Source organism: uncultured Chloroflexus sp. (genome assembly GCF_937951745.1).
GTDB lineage: Bacteria > Chloroflexota > Chloroflexia > Chloroflexales > Chloroflexaceae > Chloroflexus.
Genome location: NZ_CALFBQ010000041.1, coordinates 23335 through 40189, shown reverse-complemented (window position 1 = coordinate 40189; position 16855 = coordinate 23335). Strand labels below are relative to the sequence as shown.

At 57.8% G+C, this 16855-nt stretch carries 14 protein-coding genes and 1 tRNA gene; 11 read left to right on the top strand and 4 right to left on the bottom strand.

Annotated elements, in window-relative coordinates:
• Positions 1-18: 18 nt before the first annotated feature.
• The 5 genes from galE (at position 19) to Q1A59_RS10265 (ending at position 7192) form a co-directional block, all read left to right on the top strand.
• Positions 19-1002, top strand: a complete 984-nt coding sequence (gene galE, locus Q1A59_RS10285; RefSeq protein WP_299644945.1) for a UDP-glucose 4-epimerase GalE — start codon at positions 19-21, stop codon at positions 1000-1002.
• Positions 992-3007, top strand: coding sequence for a protein kinase domain-containing protein (locus tag Q1A59_RS10280; protein ID WP_298489961.1), 2016 nt, complete (start codon positions 992-994; stop codon positions 3005-3007). The genes galE and Q1A59_RS10280 overlap by 11 nt, the downstream gene beginning before the upstream one ends.
• A gap of 93 nt (positions 3008-3100) precedes the next feature.
• Positions 3101-4048: a MoxR family ATPase gene (locus tag Q1A59_RS10275; protein WP_298406651.1), complete on the top strand. Its 948-nt coding sequence runs from the start codon at positions 3101-3103 to the stop codon at positions 4046-4048.
• A gap of 219 nt (positions 4049-4267) precedes the next feature.
• On the top strand, positions 4268-6805 hold the full coding sequence (locus tag Q1A59_RS10270; RefSeq protein WP_298406653.1) for an ABC transporter permease: 2538 nt from the start codon (positions 4268-4270) through the stop codon (positions 6803-6805).
• 120 nt (positions 6806-6925) lie between these two features.
• Positions 6926-7192: an acyl-CoA-binding protein gene (locus Q1A59_RS10265; protein WP_298406656.1), complete on the top strand. Its 267-nt coding sequence runs from the start codon at positions 6926-6928 to the stop codon at positions 7190-7192.
• 93 nt (positions 7193-7285) lie between these two features.
• On the opposite strand, the gene Q1A59_RS10260 is transcribed toward Q1A59_RS10265, so the two are convergent.
• Positions 7286-7570 carry an RNA-binding protein gene (locus Q1A59_RS10260; protein ID WP_298406658.1) on the bottom strand — a complete coding sequence of 95 codons (285 nt, stop codon included), beginning with the start codon at positions 7568-7570 and terminating at the stop codon, positions 7286-7288.
• Between the two features lie 349 nt (positions 7571-7919).
• Between Q1A59_RS10260 and Q1A59_RS10255 the strand changes: the two genes are divergently transcribed.
• Positions 7920-8927, top strand: a complete 1008-nt coding sequence (locus Q1A59_RS10255) for an MFS transporter (protein WP_299644944.1) — start codon at positions 7920-7922, stop codon at positions 8925-8927.
• Positions 8928-9059: 132 nt separating this feature from the next.
• Complete coding sequence (locus tag Q1A59_RS10250; protein WP_299644943.1) at positions 9060-9185, top strand: hypothetical protein; 126 nt, start codon at positions 9060-9062, stop codon at positions 9183-9185.
• Positions 9186-9998: 813 nt separating this feature from the next.
• Here Q1A59_RS10250 and Q1A59_RS10245 read toward each other — a convergent pair.
• The gene (locus Q1A59_RS10245) at positions 9999-10544 is read right to left on the bottom strand and encodes a hypothetical protein (protein ID WP_298406661.1); all 546 of its coding nucleotides are present in this window, start codon (positions 10542-10544) and stop codon (positions 9999-10001) included.
• A 180-nt stretch (positions 10545-10724) separates the two neighbouring features.
• Here Q1A59_RS10245 and Q1A59_RS10240 point away from each other — a divergent pair, with 180 nt between their 5' ends.
• Positions 10725-11816 carry an NAD(P)-binding domain-containing protein gene (locus tag Q1A59_RS10240; RefSeq protein WP_298406663.1) on the top strand — a complete coding sequence of 364 codons (1092 nt, stop codon included), beginning with the start codon at positions 10725-10727 and terminating at the stop codon, positions 11814-11816.
• Positions 11817-11871: 55 nt separating this feature from the next.
• Positions 11872-11947, top strand: a tRNA-Arg gene (locus tag Q1A59_RS10235).
• 106 nt (positions 11948-12053) lie between these two features.
• Here Q1A59_RS10235 and Q1A59_RS10230 read toward each other — a convergent pair.
• Entirely contained in the window at positions 12054-12395 is a 342-nt protein-coding gene (locus tag Q1A59_RS10230) for a potassium channel family protein (RefSeq protein ID WP_298406665.1), read from the bottom strand.
• Positions 12396-12591: 196 nt separating this feature from the next.
• Here Q1A59_RS10230 and pepF point away from each other — a divergent pair, with 196 nt between their 5' ends.
• Positions 12592-14400 (top strand): oligoendopeptidase F, encoded by a 1809-nt coding sequence (gene pepF, locus Q1A59_RS10225; protein ID WP_298489959.1) that lies wholly within the window; start codon positions 12592-12594, stop codon positions 14398-14400.
• A gap of 63 nt (positions 14401-14463) precedes the next feature.
• On the top strand, positions 14464-15222 hold the full coding sequence (locus Q1A59_RS10220) for an expansin EXLX1 family cellulose-binding protein (RefSeq protein ID WP_298406670.1): 759 nt from the start codon (positions 14464-14466) through the stop codon (positions 15220-15222).
• A gap of 14 nt (positions 15223-15236) precedes the next feature.
• Here the strand turns inward: Q1A59_RS10220 and Q1A59_RS10215 are convergent, their stop codons facing one another.
• Positions 15237-16841 (bottom strand): ATP-binding protein, encoded by a 1605-nt coding sequence (locus Q1A59_RS10215; RefSeq protein ID WP_299644942.1) that lies wholly within the window; start codon positions 16839-16841, stop codon positions 15237-15239.
• Positions 16842-16855 lie beyond the last annotated feature (14 nt).

The window sequence follows — 16855 nt, the reverse complement described above, 5'->3', positions numbered from 1 at the left end:
ACGAGGGAGATGACTACTATGAAGGTATTGGTTACTGGCGGCGCTGGTTACATCGGGAGCATTACTAGCGCCGAATTGGTGCGGGCCGGGCATGAGGTGATTGTCGTTGATAACCTCTATCAAGGGCATCGCGCTGCTGTACCGCCAGAGGCGATATTTGTCGAGGCTGATTTAGCCGATCGCAATGCGCTGCGCGAAATTTTCGCTGCTTACCCCGGCATTGATGGGATTATGCACTTTGCCTCGTATACGCTGGTCGGTGAGAGCATGGAACAACCAATGCTCTATCTGCGCGATAATCTCGTCAATGCTGCCAATCTGCTCGAAGTCGCTATTGCCGCCGGAGTGCGTCGGTTTATTCTCTCGTCAACCGCGAATCTGTTTGATCAACCCGAACGCATTCCTATCGCTGAACACGAACGGATTGTCCCCGGTTCGCCCTACGGTGAGTCAAAGTTTTTTATCGAGCGGATGCTGCACTGGATGCACCGGATCTATGGGATGCGCTACGCTTGTCTGCGCTACTTTAATGCTTGCGGCGATACGCCCGACCGCGGCGAAGATCACGATCCGGAAACGCATTTGATCCCGATCGTGTTGCAAGTGGCGTTGGGCCAACGCCCGCACGTTACGATTTTTGGCGATGATTACCCGACCCGCGATGGTACCTGCGTGCGCGACTACATCCACGTGCTGGATCTGGCCAGCGCCCACATTTTGGCGATGGAGTCGCTCGACCGCTTGGGTGAACGTCGCTATAACCTCGGCAATGGTCAAGGCTTTACCGTGCGGGAAGTGATCGAGACAGCGCGCAAAGTGACCGGCCATCCGATCCCGGCGGTGGTGGGGCCGCGCCGACCCGGCGACCCGGCAGTATTGGTCGCCTCTTCTGAAACGATCCGCGCCGAGCTGGGCTGGCAGCCGCGCTACCCTGATCTTGAGTCGATTATTGCATCGGCTTGGGAATGGCATCGCACCCATCCACACGGTTATGATGACTAGCATCTCTTCGTCACCCAGCTTGCCGCGCATCTTCGGCCAATACGAGATTGAGCAGCGGATTGGGCGCGGTGAGTCAAGCCGCGTCTTTCTCGCTCATCATATCCGGATTCGCGAGCATAAAGTTGCGCTGAAGGTGTTGCTCAGCCAAGAGGCGGCGCGAATTATGCGGTTTGAGCAAGAGGCGAGCATCGCTGCTCGCCTTCGGCATCCACATATTTCACGCTTGATCGACTACGGCGTGCAAAATCCGTTTCACTACGCGGTGTTTGAATATATCCACGGCAGCTCGTTACGTGATCTGCCCAAGTTGCTAGCATCAACGAATGCAAACGCGCTGAAGAAGGGTTCTTATTTGCCCTTGTCGCCCGAATTGGCGCTGCGCTATTTTCAACAGATCGCTGCTGCCCTTGATTATGCCCATAGCCTTGATATTGTCCATCGTGATCTGGCACCGGGCAATATCTTGATCGATCCCGATGCCGAGAAGGCCTACTTGATCGACTTCGGGATTGCTCGCGATCCTGACCAGTCGTTGACCTCAACCGGCATGATTATGGGCACGCCCGGTTTTATCGCACCAGAGTGTATGCGCGAGGCGCAAAAAGCTACCCATTTATCCGATATATTCAGTTTGGGTGTAGTGCTGTTTTATATGCTGACCGGCGAGGAGCCATGGTTTAAAAAGCCAAAACCGGGAGATAGCTGGCTGGAGTTGCCACAGGTTCGCTCATTAGCTGAAGCGGGGCAGAAGCTGCCGGAGGAAGTGGATCGGATTATTCGCACCCTGTTGGCATGGGAACCGCACCATCGCTATGCTAGCGCTAGGGCTGCGGCCGCCGATCTTGAAGCAGTACTTGCTCCCTATTTGTCGCAAACACAGGTCGTTCCGGTGGCTGCGGCCAGTGTTGCGCAACCGGCAAGCCAACCTAAACCGTTCACCCTCATCGAACCCAATGAGGTTGAGCGTGCGTTGACCGGTGCCGTGTTTCACGAACCGCTCGAGCGCGCACAGCAGCGCGCGCGTAAGCTCGATGCCTATCATATTAGCCAGTTACTTGACCAGTGGGCCCAAGAGCACCCGTTCCGGCTGCCGCTGCTTGGCCGGTTGGCCCGTTTGCATAGCGTCCGGCACTACAATGTCTTCTTCTTCCATTTGCAATTGCTGGTTGAGCAGCGCCGCGACGCTGGGATGGAGGAAGAACCTGACACCCAACAGAAAGAATTACCGCCCCATCGTGAAGTGGAGCGTTGGCAGATCGAATTACCGCCACCCAAGGAGTTTCAAGACAAGGCGGGTAGCCTGCTGGTTGTGCCCGGTTCCGAACAAGTGGTTAATTGCCCGGCTTGTAAAGGAGAAGGCGTGATCGTGTGCTCGATGTGTAAGGGCATGCGGCGCGTGACGGTGACTGAACAGCCGTCTGCCAGATCAATGACCGCCGAGCAACCAGCCGGCACGACGGAGGACGCCGGCGCATCGACGGTGGTACGCCAACGGGTCATTGCTTGTCCGCAATGTAATGGGCGCGGTTCGCTCCCTTGCAAGCGATGCGCCAGTTTTGGCCGCGTCGTGCAGCGCAAGTTGATCGAGTGGTCGCGCCGCATCGTGCGCGATGAGGCTCAGAACGATCTACCTGATGTTGATGAGACATGGCTGCGCCGCACATGCAAAGCTGAATTGGTGTATAAACACCGGGTGATTGGGCAAATTCCGCCTGAATGGCTCCAAATCACCGAAGTGAAAGCGATGATCGATCGCCAGCGGCAAGCGCTCGATAACGATAGCCGCATTGTGATGGCTGAACTGCAAATCCATTTTATCCCACTAACCGAGATCGGATTCGATCTTGGCCGGCAGGAGCAATCCTACCGGTTGGCGATCTATGGGTTCGAGAATCTGATCCCACCTGATTGGCGGCTGTTGCACTGGGAGCGAATTCTCTTTTCTGCCGGCATCGGTGTGCTGTCGCTCTTTTTGATTATTAGCTTGGCCTTTCTGACGCTGTGAAGATCCCCGTTGCGACTGTAGCGCCGTTGCATTGCAACGGCGCTACGATTGGCGATAGGACCATCGTGTTCCCCACGCATTGGAGAATATGCTATGCAAACTGCGCAGTTGGCGTCGGCGTTGTTGAATGAAGCGCGCAAGACACTGGTTGGGCAAGAGGAACCCTTGACGTTGCTCCTGACGGCATTGCTCAGTGGCGGGCATGTGTTGCTCGAAGGTCCGCCCGGTACGGCTAAGACGCTCATGGCCAAGACCTTGGCTCAGATGATCCAAGCCGAGTTTCGCCGTATTCAGTTTACGCCTGACTTGATGCCATCTGATATCGTGGGCACTCAAGTCTTCGATCTGAGCAGTAGCCAATTTCGCCTGCGGCAAGGGCCAATTTTCACCCAAGTGTTGCTTGGCGATGAAATTAACCGCGCGCCGGCCAAGACGCAGAGCGCGTTGCTTGAGGCAATGGAGGAGCGGCAGGTGACGATAGAAGGTCAACGATTGCCTTTACCGGAGCCGTTTTTTGTGATTGCGACCCAAAACCCGATTGAGTACGAGGGGACGTACCCGCTGCCCGAAGCCCAGCTTGACCGCTTTCTGTTTAAGGTGGTGATTGATTATGCTCCGCGCGAAGTTGAGACCGAGGTCTTGCGGCGCTATCACCTCGGCTTCGACGCACACCAGTTGGCTGCTGCCGGGTTGCGCCCCATTGTGACGCCGGAGGCGTTGGCTGCCTGCCGGGCCGAGATTGCACAGGTGCAGGTTGAGCAGGGGATTCTCGATTACATTGTCTCGATTGTGCAGGCGACGCGCACTAGCCCTGAATTGTTGGTCGGCGCATCGCTGCGGGCCGGAGTGGCGATGTTGCTGGCGGCAAAGACGCTGGCGGCAATTCACGATCGTGGCTACGTGACGCCTGATGAGGTGAAGATGTTGGCCCGTCCGGTGTTGCGCCACCGGATCGTTCTGCGGCCAGAAGCCGAGATTGAAGGGCTGAATGCCGATATGGCGATCGGGCGTATCCTCAATCGGGTGGAAGTGCCGCGGTAAGATGTTCTGGAAAGACGTACCTTAATTGTTGCTTATGGGTGGTTGGCACACAGGGTCGCTGTATGCTAACCACCCAAAATTATCTCTGGAGAATACGCGCATAGCGATCCGGTTCATGAAAAAATAAGAGAACAGTGGCAAAATGATAGAAGGACACAATCACTGCCCAGTGCCTGATCATCGTCTGTATTGCGCGTTTCACAACCATAACGAGGTCGTATGCTTTTCCGTAGTTCCATCCGCTGGATTGTGCGCCATCCGTGGCAGATGTTGCTCTGTATTCTAGGGGTAGCATTAGGAGTGGCAGTCGTAGTGGCGATTGATCTGGCCAATGCCAGTGCGCGCCGCGCTTTCCAATTGGCCGGCGATACTGTGGCCGGCCAATCAACCCATCAAATCATTGGCGGCCCATCCGGCCTGCCCGAAACGGTCTATCCCGAACTCCGGCGGCGCTTTCCAACCTTGGCTGCGGCGCCAATTGTCGAGGGGTATGTGATTGCCCCCTCCCTCGGCCCCGGTGTTTATCAGCTTTTTGGAATTGATCCATTTGCCGAAGCGCCCTTCCGGCCCTATCTGGCCGGCGGTGGTGCGGTTGATGTGGCCGCGCTATTGGTTGAACCGGGGGCGGCGCTGCTGGCTCGTGCCAATGCCGAACGGGCCGGTTTGCAGCTCGGTGATGCGTTGCCGATCCAGATTGGCCCGCGCACGGCTACCGTGCAGGTGGTGGGAGTGCTGGAACCGGCTGATGATCTTAGCCGGCGCGCGCTGGCCGGGATGATCGCCGTTGATATTGCCAGCGCGCAAGAGTTGCTCGATAGTGTCGGACGGTTAAGCCGGATTGACCTGATCGTACCTGAGTCATTTGATCTGGCGGCGCTGGCGCCGCTGTTGCCGCCCGGCGCGACGGTGCAACCGGTGGCGGCCCGCGCCGGCGCGTTGCAACAGATGACGGCTGCTTTCGAGCTGAACCTTACTGCGCTCAGTCTCTTGGCCCTGATTGTTGGCATGTTCCTTATCTATAACACAATGACGTTCAGCGTCGTGCAGCGGCGCGCGCTGTGGGGGACGCTGCGCTGCGTGGGGGTGAGTCGCGGCCAATTAGCCGGTTTGGTCTTGGCTGAAGCGTTGCTGATCAGCTTCTTGGGCGTGGCCGGTGGGTTGGTGTTGGGTGTGGTGTTAGGACGCGGCTTGGTTGGCTTGGTGACGCAAACCATCAACGATCTCTATTTTGTGGTGACAGTGCGCGATCTGAGCGTTGAGCCGGCGGTGTTGCTGAAAGGCGCAGTGCTGGGGATAACAGCGACGCTGTTGGCGGCGCTGGCTCCGGCCTTGGAAGCAATGTATACCCCACCGCGTACCGTCTTGCGTCGTTCGAGTATCGAAGAACGGGTGCGGCGGGCAACGCCGCGCTTGGCCGGCGCTGGCGTTGGCTTGCTCGCGATCGGTGGTGCGCTGCTAGCAATGCCGGCGCCTACCGGCGCTGTTAGTCTCTATGTCGCCTTCGGCGGGTTGTTTGCTGTCGTTATCGGAGCGGCCTTGCTCACCCCGCTGGCGCTAGTGGGGCTGATGTCCCTGTTACGTCCGGCGTTAGGGCGGGTATTGGGGTTGCTGGGCCGGATGGCAGCACGCGATGTGGTAGCAAGTCTCTCACGCACTGCGGTTGCCGTCGCTGCCTTGATGGTTGCGGTGTCAGTAACGATTGGCGTTGGTATCATGATCGGCAGCTTCCGCCAAACTGTGATCAGTTGGCTTGAGCAAAGCCTCGTCGCTGACATCTACCTCTCGCCGCCAAGCAATGTCGCCAACCGGATCGACACGACGCTTGATCCGGCCTTGCCAGCGGTGTTGGCAGCTCTGCCGGGAGTTGAGTCGATGACGACCTTCCGCAGTGTGCAGATTGATTTGCCTACCGGGCCGACAACGTTATTGGCGGTGGATGGAGCGACCGAGCAGGGACGGCGCGCGTTGCGCTTCCAACAGGGTGGTGATGCGGCGACGTGGGCCGCGTGGGAAAACGGCGCGGTGTTGATCTCAGAGCCACTCGCCTTTCGCACTGGTTTAGGGGTGGGTGATACCTTGACGGTGCGTACCGATCGCGGCTTGCGCGACCTGCCGATCGCTGGCGTCTATTACGATTATGCCTCTGATCGGGGTGTGGTGCGGATCAATGCCGCTACCTATCGCGCTTTGTGGGACGATCCGGCGATCTCGTCGCTGGCGATCTACGTGCGCGATGGCTACGACGTTGATGCCGTCATTGAACAAGTGCGGGCCATAAGTGCTGCCTATGGGATGGTGTTGGTCAATTCAAGCCGGGCGTTGCGTGAAGGGACGTTGGCAGTCTTTGATCGCACCTTTGCTATCACGTCGGTATTACAATTGCTGGCAACCATTGTCGCCTTTATCGGTATCTTAAGCGCATTAATGGCCTTGCAACTCGAACGCACCCGTGAATTGGGCGTCTTGCGCGCAAACGGTTTAACACCCGGCCAACTGTGGGGCGCAGTGCTGGGCCAAACCGGTCTGATGGGGTTGGCTTCCGGTCTGCTGGCTGCGCCGTTGGGGTTTGCGTTGGCGCTCGTGCTGACCTATGTTATCAATAAGCGTTCGTTTGGCTGGACACTGGAACTCGCCGTTGATCCGGCCCTGTTTGGGCAGGCGTTGGCGGTTGCGATCGGGGCGGCTTTGCTGGCCGGTATATGGCCGGCGCTGCGTATGAGCCGGATTAGTCCGGCGGTGGCGTTGCGTGATGAGTAGCGTATTGCGCCTTGTTATGAAGGGCGGCAATTTGACTGCCGCACTTCATCGTTTTCTTGGTATAGATATAGTAAATATGGTACGATACTGCTATCATTCGCGCACAGTGAGGAGAGGAATATGAGCGATCTGCGAGCGGCTTTTGAACGAGCAGCGCAAGAGGTGCAGGAGTTGCCGCGCCGCCCCGATAACGAGACATTATTGCAATTGTATGCGCTCTATAAGCAGGCCACGGTTGGCGATGTGCAGGGATCGCGGCCCGGCGTGCTGGATATGACCGGGCGGCTGAAGTATGATGCGTGGACAAAACTCAAAGGCCTCTCAACCACCGATGCGATGAATCGTTACATTGAATTGGTTGAGCGGCTTAAGCAAACGATCAAGTAGACGACGATCCGTATACAAACAATAAACCGGTGAACAATGGCGTTCACCGGTCTTGTTTTTTGCCAGCGCCTTGAGTGACGTGGCAGCTACTTTCTAGTAGCGGCGGCCAAAATTGCCTCGCGGCGCGCTGCGCGGCTTGTCTTCAGCCTCATTCACGCGCAGATTGCGCCCGCCAATCTCAAGGCCGTCGGTCGCCCGGATGACGGAGGCGACGTTATTGGTCTCGATCTCAACAAACCCGAAGCCACGCGAGCGACCAGTATCGCGGTCGTTAATAACACGCGCGCTCTGCACCTCGCCGTGCGGCTCGAAGATCGCACCTAGCTCAGCATCACCGACACTCCACGGCAAATTCCCGACGAACAGTTTCACTAACATTGCATACACTCCACAGAGACTTGGTTTGGCAGACACGTTCGTGGCATACCAAAAACCGGCTATCACAGACCTCTCGTACAGCCGCCGCCGATAGATATATCGGGCGTTCGCTCCGGCGATCGACAACGTTCCTACTTCGAGCGATGAAGCACTGCCGATCGACCTAAAGCTTGAGAGTTCTCTGATGCCGGTCTCGCAGCACACGACGTTGATTGACTTCTATACTATACCACACTTTTACAGAATTGCAAGAGGATAGTTTCGATCAGTCGCGGGAATGATCCCTTTTCGTCGAAACAAGGCTACGATTCATTGTGTGGAAGCGCAAGAATAAACAGTAGGATAAGCTATGACCACGTCGTCAGAAGCGGTGCTGGCCCGTTATGCCCGGCGGAATTTCTGGTTGAATGTACTCGATGGCAGCGCCTTCACCTTCGGTATCAGCCTTGTTTCGCGGTTTACCGTCTTGCCGCTGATCGTCGAACGGTTGACCGATGCGCGATGGGTGCAGGGATTGATTCCGGCGATCTTTTTTGCCGGCTGGTTATTACCGGGATTGTTTACCGCGCCGTTGATAGCAGCGCAGCCGCGGCGCAAGCCGTGGGTGCTACTGGCGACGATCGGTGAACGCCTGCCCTTTTTGGCGATGGGCATTATTCTGCTAACGTTGCCTGATTTACCGACGAGCGTGTTGCTGGTAATCGTGCTAACGCTGTACGCCATCTTCGCCACGAGTGCCGGTCTCACGTCAATCGCGTGGCAAGATCTAATTGCGCGGGTCATTCCGGGCCGCCGTTGGGGAGTCTTCTTTGGTCTACAGGCTGGTTTGGGCGGTCTGCTCGGCATTGGCGGCGGTGCGCTGGCAGCAGCGATTTTGGCCCAGCAACCATTCCCGCAAAGTGCTGGCATGCTCGCCTTAATTTGCTTCGCAGCGATGGTGGTCTCATACCTTTTTCTTGCTCTGACGGTCGAACCGGCCCAAGCGCCGGCGCCGACCCGCCCGTTTCACGTCTTTTTGCGCGGCTTGGGGCCGCTCTTGCGGCGTGATGTCGCTTTCCGGCGCTATCTGTTCTGCCGAGCGGCGATTGCGCTCGGCTTGACCGGCCATAGTTTCTTGACAGCGGCTGCGCTAGAGCGGTTTCAGGTACCGGCGGCAGAGATTGGTCTGTTTACCAGCATGATGCTGGCTGCGCAGGCACTTGGCAATATCGGCTTGGGGGCGCTGGCTGATCGATGGGGCCACAAACAGGTATTAGTGTTGTCGGCGGGGATGGGGATGGCGGCGCTGGTGTTAGCTCTTATCGCGCCGGCAAGCGCGTGGTTTTACCTTGTCTTCGCCTTAGTCGGCGCGGCCTAGGCTGGCTACCAGCTCTCCGGCTTTACGCTTGTCTTTGCCTTTAGCCCACCAGCCGAACGAACCACCTACATTGGCGTCGCCAATCTGGCATTGGCCCCGGTAGCCGCGTTGGGGCCAGTAGTGGTAGGTCTTGTGGCGACAGTAACCGGTTATGGTGTGATGTTTGCCCTGCTCGCGCTGGTAGGCGTGATTGGTATGGGGTTGTTGCATTGGCACGTGGCAGCGCCGGCTCGCACCGGGCAAGTGCCGGCAGCGTGATAGACTGCCATCCCCCGCTCCCGCTTGTTGTTGCGAGCCGCCGGTCAATGGCGAATCAATCCCCCGCGCGCACGGGCGGGATAACTCAGCAACCCAAGCATACGCCAGCAGCCTCGGCAATCCCCCGCGCGCACGGACGGGATTTGCGCCAACGAGTAACAACGCGGTCTGCAAACGGCAATCCCCCGCGCGCACGGGCGGGGTGGGATGGTCAGTCGAGACATGCGCAAGGAACAGATATTGGCAATCCCCCGCGCGCACGGGTGGGATGATCACGCCGCCGGCTAATCACGAAGCTCAACTGGCAATCCCCCGCGCGCACGGGCGGGATGGGTGGCGAGCGTCTTCCGTTTCAGTATCGTGCGGCGATCCCCCGCGCGCACGGGTGGGAACCGCGCCGGCACGGCGATCGGCAGTGTTAAAACGGCAATCCCCCGCGCGCACGGGCGGGATAACTCAGCAACCCAAGCATACGCCAGAAACCCCGGCAATCCCCCGCGCGCATGGGCGGGAAAGTCTGTACACATCGTTCCCACTGAAGTACAAACCTAGCTTCTGGCGCTGCGCGCTGCATAATGACCGGCGGGAAGCGGTGTGCGCCCAATCTGGCCTAGTTCCCGCTGCAGCGGGAGATTGCTGCGGTCGGGCGACCTCTAGCGCAGCTAAGTGCTACCACTCGCTGGCAATGACCGAAGGGCGATCCGTAGGTATGGGTAATCCTGCATGCAAGCAAGCCTCCTTGCGTCACTACTCGCTCGCAATGACCGGTTGGAGATCACTTGCGCAATGACAGGAGAGAACACCGTCATCCCCTCACACACCGCTGGCAAACGACATTGTGTTACGCGGTGGTTGTGGTATTGCGACCGGTAATGCCGGCCCGCAGTAACACAGGCGATCGTCGCGCCAGTCAGCTAACCCGATTTCGGTCAGCCATGCCGTGACAGTGGCTGCCCGGCGTAGGGCAGTTGATTCGGCTAATGGGGCGAGTTGTTGGAGGATGCGTGCAACATCGTGGCGGGTCAAACCTTCGAGGGTGTCGCGGAGGGCGGCAATCACCGAGCGGGTTGGCTCGTACCGTAAGAGTTGCCGGCGCAGGGCAGCGCGCTGGTCGGCGCGGTTGTAACGCGTGAAAGCAAGACCAAACTTGGTTAGTCGCGCCGCCTCGGTCTGCTCACCCATCTCGATTAAGCCAATGATCCGCGCTGCCTGCATATAGTAGAGACCTTGACGCTGACCCTTGGCGCCGATGTACTCTCCGATCTCCTCTGCCGTTACTCTCCCACGCGCAATCGCTTCCGCGACTCGCGCAACGTCCCAAAGCATATCGGCCTGTGGAATGTCCGCTGTGGCCAGCATCGCAGTACCTCCTCTTCCTTGCACGTACCCGCTCGTACTATGTCTTTACCATACCATACTCGAACGTTTGTGTCAATAGGAATATTCGCGCAAGTATTCACATCTTAGTGCGCGCACGGTTGTGTCTTTTGCGGGTATGATACAAATGGAGATAGCAATGCACGTTGGAGGTGTTCATTCATGACCTACGATCTTCCGCTCACTTCTACTCACGAGGTGGCGATTGTTGGCGCTGGCCCAATTGGTCTCGAACTAGCGGTGTGCCTCAAGCAAGCCGGGGTTGATTACATCCAGTTCGATGCGCGCCAGATTGGGTATACGATGACGTGGTGGCCGCGCAATACCAATTTCTTCAGTACGACCGAGCGGCTGGCGATTGCCGGTGTGCCTATTCCTAATAACCATCAGCAGCGTATCACCGGTGAAGAGTATTTGGCGTATCTGCGCACGGTGGTTGAGCTGTTCGATCTGCGTGTGCAGAGCTACGAGCCGGTCAGCGCATTACACCGCGAGCGCGACGGTTTTACGCTCATCACCCAGCCACTTAGCGGGCCGCGCCGCTATTACGCGCGCCGGGTGGTGTTGGCGATTGGCGATATGCACTTTCCCCATCGCCTCAATATCCCCGGTGAGGATTTACCACACGTGAGCCACTATTTTCGCGATCCGCACGACTATTTTCGCCGCCGGTTGCTGATCGTCGGCGGCAAGAATTCGGCGGTTGAAGCGGCATTGCGTTGCTGGCGGGCCGGCGCGCAGGTGACGTTGTCGTACCGGCGGGCGCAGCTCGATCCCAATCGGGTTAAGCATTGGCTGTTGCCCGATTTTGCCGCCCAAGTTGAGGCTGGCACTATCCGCTTTCTCCCTCAGACGATGCCAATTGCGATCGATGCCGGCGGTGTGACGCTGGCTCGTACCGATGCCGATGGTCAGCCTACGACCGAGCAGTTCTATTACCCGACCGATTTTGTCTTGCTGGCGACCGGTTTTCGTGGCGATCAGAGCCTGCTTGAGCAGGCTGGCGTGATTTTGCAGGGGCCAAACCGGGTTCCAGTTTATCATCCCGCAACGATGGAGACGAATGTGCCCGGTTTGTATCTGGCCGGTACGGTGGCTGCCGGGATTCAGCAACGCTATACGCTCTTTATCGAGAATTGTCACGAGCACGCCGGCAAAATCACTCAAGCGCTCACCGGGCAGTGGCCGGCGCGGTTGGGTGATGTGGCCGCGCGTACTTATCAGCTCAGTTTTGAGCAGATCGCGGCGAATTGAGCATTCGCTCCCTCTTGCCAAAATTGCCGAGTGTGCAGTATAGTAATCGGCATGCGGGGCTGTAGCTCAATGGATAGAGCACCGACCTTCTAAGTCGATGGTTGCGCGTTCGAGTCGCGCCAGCCCCGCCACTGCCTTGTTGATCTTATTCCCTCGATGTGGAAGGCCCCTCTTCGATCGGTTGGGTGAGTGTAGCCAGCAATTGTTTGCTGCGTTCGATCCGTTGGTTGATCTAGGCTAACTCGGCTTGCATGCGATCGACTGCATCTTTCTCAACAAAAAACGCTCAACGTTGGCTGTGAGCAGCCCAAAGAGCGCGATGCCGATAATCATCACAAAGACGGCAACGCCACGTCCCCGCCCTATGGCCGGGTAGGTGTTGCCGTAGCCGACGGTGATGATGGTGGTTAAGGCCCTCCAGCCGGCATCAGCGAATGTAGCGATCGGACCGCCGGAGCCTTGTTTGGCTACTACCATCAGCGTCGCGCCACCTACCACGAGCGCCAGACTAGTGACGCCAATGACAGCCGGCATGCGCTGGCGTAACATACGGCGCGATTGGCGCCAGAGACGGGTCACAATGGTACGCTCGAAACGGGCCAACAGGATCGCGCGTCATTCAGGTAGCGTTGCTCTTCAATTCGGTGTCGTGATGGCTCTGTTGTAGCAATCTTTCAGGGCTGAGCGTTTAGATCGGTGCGGTTGGTGCGATTTTTGGCAAATAAACAGGTATAATACCTCGCGAACCGCAATCGTATTGAAGGAGACCATTGCAATGCAGACAGTGCGGGAACGCAGCGAGATTCCGGATCAGTATAAGTGGGATCCGTACAGTATCTTTCCCTCTCAGGCAGCGTGGGAAGCGGCGATCGATGAGACTGATGCGCTCATCGCTACTGCCGTGCAATTCCGAGGCCGACTGGGTGAAGGCCCGCGCATCATTGCCGATTTTCTCAGTCTGAGCGAAACGATTATGCGCAACGTCGGCCAGATCGCGGTCTTTGCGACAATGTTTTACACGGTTGATACCAACGACCGCGAGGCGAGCGCGATGCGCGATCGGGCGACTGGCTTGCAGGCGCGGGCGAGCGCGGCGCTGGCCTTTGGTGAACCGGAGTTGTTAGCGATCGGTGGCGATCAGTTATTGGCATGGGCCGAGCAAGATGAGAGTCTGGCGACCTATCGCCATTATTTCGAGCGACTGCTCGCGCGTGCGCCACACGTTCGCTCCGCCGAGGTGGAAGAGTTGCTTGGTCAAGTGCGCGATCCCTTTGCCGCTGCCAGCGCGGTGCATGGCGTGCTGGCCAATGCCGAATTGCGCTTTCCGCCAGCGTATGATAGTAACGGCGAGGCGCACGAGATTACCCAAGGTACGATCAATGCGTTGATTACCCATCCCGACCGCACGTTGCGCAAGAATGCATGGGAAGGCTATGCCGATGCCCATATCGCGGTCGAAAATACGATGGCGCAGTGTCTGGCTGCCGGTGTTAAGCAGAATGTGTTCATGGCCCGCGCCCGCCGTTATGCTTCGGCATTGGAAGGTGCGCTCAAGCCGAATGTTATTCCGCTTGAAGTCTTCCATAATCTGATCGCCACCTTCGAGCGCCATTTACCGGTGTGGCATCGCTATTGGCGAGTGCGCCGCGCAGCGCTAGGGGTTGATGAACTACACGTCTACGATACCAAAGCGCCGCTTGCCACGCCATTGGTTGTGCCATACGAGCAGGCAATTGATTGGATTTGCGCGGGTATGGCGCCGTTGGGCAGCGAGTATGTGCAGATTATGCGCCGCGGTTTGCACGAACAGCGGTGGGTTGATGTCTACCCTAATCGCGGCAAGCGGGCTGGCGCATTTTCGACCGGCGCCCCCGGTACCCATCCGTTCATTATGATGTCGTACAACGACGACATCTTCAGCCTCAGCACACTTGCCCACGAATTGGGCCATTCGATGCACTCGTACTATACGCGCCGCACCCAGCCGGTGATTTATTCGAACTACGGCTTGTTCCTCGCTGAAGTGGCTTCTAATTTCAATCAGGCGCTCGTGCGCGATTACCTGTTCAAGACGCTGACCGATCGTAATGCCCAGATCGCTCTGATCGAAGAGGCGATGGCTAATTTCCACCGTTACTTTTTCATTATGCCGACACTGGCCCGCTTTGAGCTGGCCATCCACCAGCGCGCCGAGCGCGGTCAGCCGCTGACCGCTACTATCTTCAATGAGCTGATGGCCGATCTCTTCGCCGAAGGGTATGGTGCTGAAGTTGTGGTTGATCGGGCGCGGGTCGGTAATACATGGGCTCAGTTTTCTACCCATCTCTACGCCAATTTCTACGTCTATCAGTATGCGACCGGCATTGCCGGCGCGCATGCGCTTGCCGCACCGATCATTGCCGGTGAGGCCGGTGCGGCTGAACGCTATATCAACGAGTTCCTCAAGGTCGGTGGTTCCCGCTTCCCGCTCGATACCCTGCGCCGGGCCGGGGTTGATCTCGCTTCGCCTGAGCCGGTCGAGCGTACCTTTGCCGTTATGGCATCGTATGTTGACCGGCTGGAGCAGTTGGTCAACGAGGTCTAACCCGCCGGGTGGCGCATTGGAGAGCGCTACCCGCGGCTATGCATTCCCTGAGAGGTTCCTGCGATGCGCCGCTCTTATGGGTGGATGCTGCTGGTCGCTCTGCTCTGGCTGGCGTTGTCACCAGCGACAGCCCAATCCCCGTATCGCGTCTTAGTGCCGCTCGTGGCTCGCTCAGTCCAGAATCCGCTCTTCAGCGGCGAGGCGACCTATTATCTCGAAGCCGACGGGAGCGGCGCCTGTCTGTTTGACCCGATCCCCGGTGATCGGATGGTGGCAGCGATTAGTTATCTCAATTACGGCAATGCCGATTACTGTGGCGCGTATGCCGAAATCTTTGGGCCGCAAGGAAGTGTGGTGGTGCGGATTGTTGATATGTGTCCGGATCATCCCGGCTGCGGGCCGAACCATCTCGATCTGAGTCCAGAGGCGTTTGATCGGATTGCGCCACGTGCATGGGGGAGAGTGCCGATCACGTGGCGCGTGATCAGCCCGTCGCTGAGCGGGCCGGTGCAGGTTCATCTCAAAGATGGCAGCAATCCGTGGTGGTTAGCATTTCAGGTGCGCAATCATCGCAATCCGGTTGCTAAGCTCGAATATCGCACACCACAAGGACAGTGGGTCCAACTGAGTCGCACCACCTATAATTACTTCATCCGGCAATGCAATTGCGCTGGCGGCGAATTTGGCCCCTTCACGCTACGAATTACCGACATATATGGCAATGTGCTGACTGAGACGGTGCAGTTTACCTCTTTCTCAAGTACAAGCAATTCGCCGGGTGAATTGGTCAACGGGATCGGCCAATTTCCCTACGGGCCGTGAACGTTGCGCACCGCTTAATCGGGAAACAGTTCATCAACCGCTTGTTGCGCTGTGACCATATCGCTGGCGCGGCGTGTGCGCTGTTCGATAAAGCGGTAAAACTGTTCGTCATAGGCACGAGTTTGCACCACCACCGGCATCGGCACCGCATGGCCTAGCACTAACGCCTGCTGGCGCGTGTCGAGATTGGCTAGCACGGCCCGCAAGCGCGCGCTGCCGCCAACGCCGGTAAATACGGCGTCAATGTCCTGTTCATCACTGAGCAGCGCCGTGATCCGGGTGCCAAGCTGGCTGAGCACTTCGCTGTCGATCGATGAAGGGCGTTGGTCAACGACCAGCAGTGTCACGCTGTACTTGCGCATCTCGCGGGCAATTGTACCAAAGATAGTTTGGCGGGCAAGACGCGGATTGAGAAACTTGTGCGCCTCTTCGATCGTGATCATCAACGGTCGGGGTCGGTCAGCCTCACTTTTTGTGTGCAGGTACCGCTCGGTTTGCTCGCGCCAGCGCTGGTGAATCCGGCGGGTCAGCACATTAGCGACGAGCATGTACGCCAGTGGGTCATCATAGCGACCAAAGCTCAGCACCACGTGTCGTCTGTCTAGGAGTGCTTTGATCAGATTATCGACTGGTGAAAGATCAGCCTGTGCCTGCACAAATCCCAGCCGCTTGAGTTGCAATGTCTTGCGTTTGAGCGCATTGAGCGAGGCGAGGCTAGCGCTCTTCTCGTCGGCAAAGTTCTTTAGCTCTTCTTGATCCATCGTCCAGAGCTCGGCCAACCATTTTGCGCCGTACTTGTCTACCAATAGCTCCGCCGTTTCGGCAGCGGTTGGATTAAGATTTAGCTCTTCGCTTAACAAGAGCACATCTTCCGGCTCGATCTGGTCATAACCGATCACAATTTCGCCGTCGATGCGCGAGCGGTCAAACGCGCCGCCGGCCAGCGCGTAGAGCAACACCTTGCTGCCGAAGAGTTGGCGCAATCCTTTGACGAAATTGGCTCCCTCTGAGCGAGCTGACCATCCATACTCGTCGTGCATGTCGAAGATCAGATTAGAGGCCACGTCGCTGAGAATAACGCCGCACACCAAGAGTCGGGTTAGAAAACTCTTGCCGGTGCCGCTCTTACCAAACACCCCGTTCGAGCGTTCGACTAGCCGGTTCAGATCAATACATACCGGCGCTGACATATCGAGCGGCGTGCCGATCATAAACCGGCTGCCCTCTTCGTGGCCGAAGACTTGGGTGAAATCTGCGTCGCTCGCTTCAAACAACGGCGCAAAATGGTGTGGCACCGTCTTGACCGGCAACAAATCGGCGCTGCCGTCGAGCGGTAACATCAGGCGCAAATCAAGCCGGACTTCGCCGTAGGTGGTCGTGCCGGCCAGTACGTGACTGAAGAACTCGTCATCCGGCGGCGGATCGGCCATTACCTTGGGTGTGGTCGCGCCGAGACGCACATCCGTCACCATTGAGAAGAAGGTGAAACGCTGCCCCTTCACCACCACAAACTTGCCGACCCGCACATCCTCGACCGGTGTGCCAGCGTCAAGCCGGACGGTCAACCCCTCTAGCAGCGATCCCCCTGTGACGACGCCGAGGCGCTGTCGTTGTGGCATAGCAACCTCCTTCA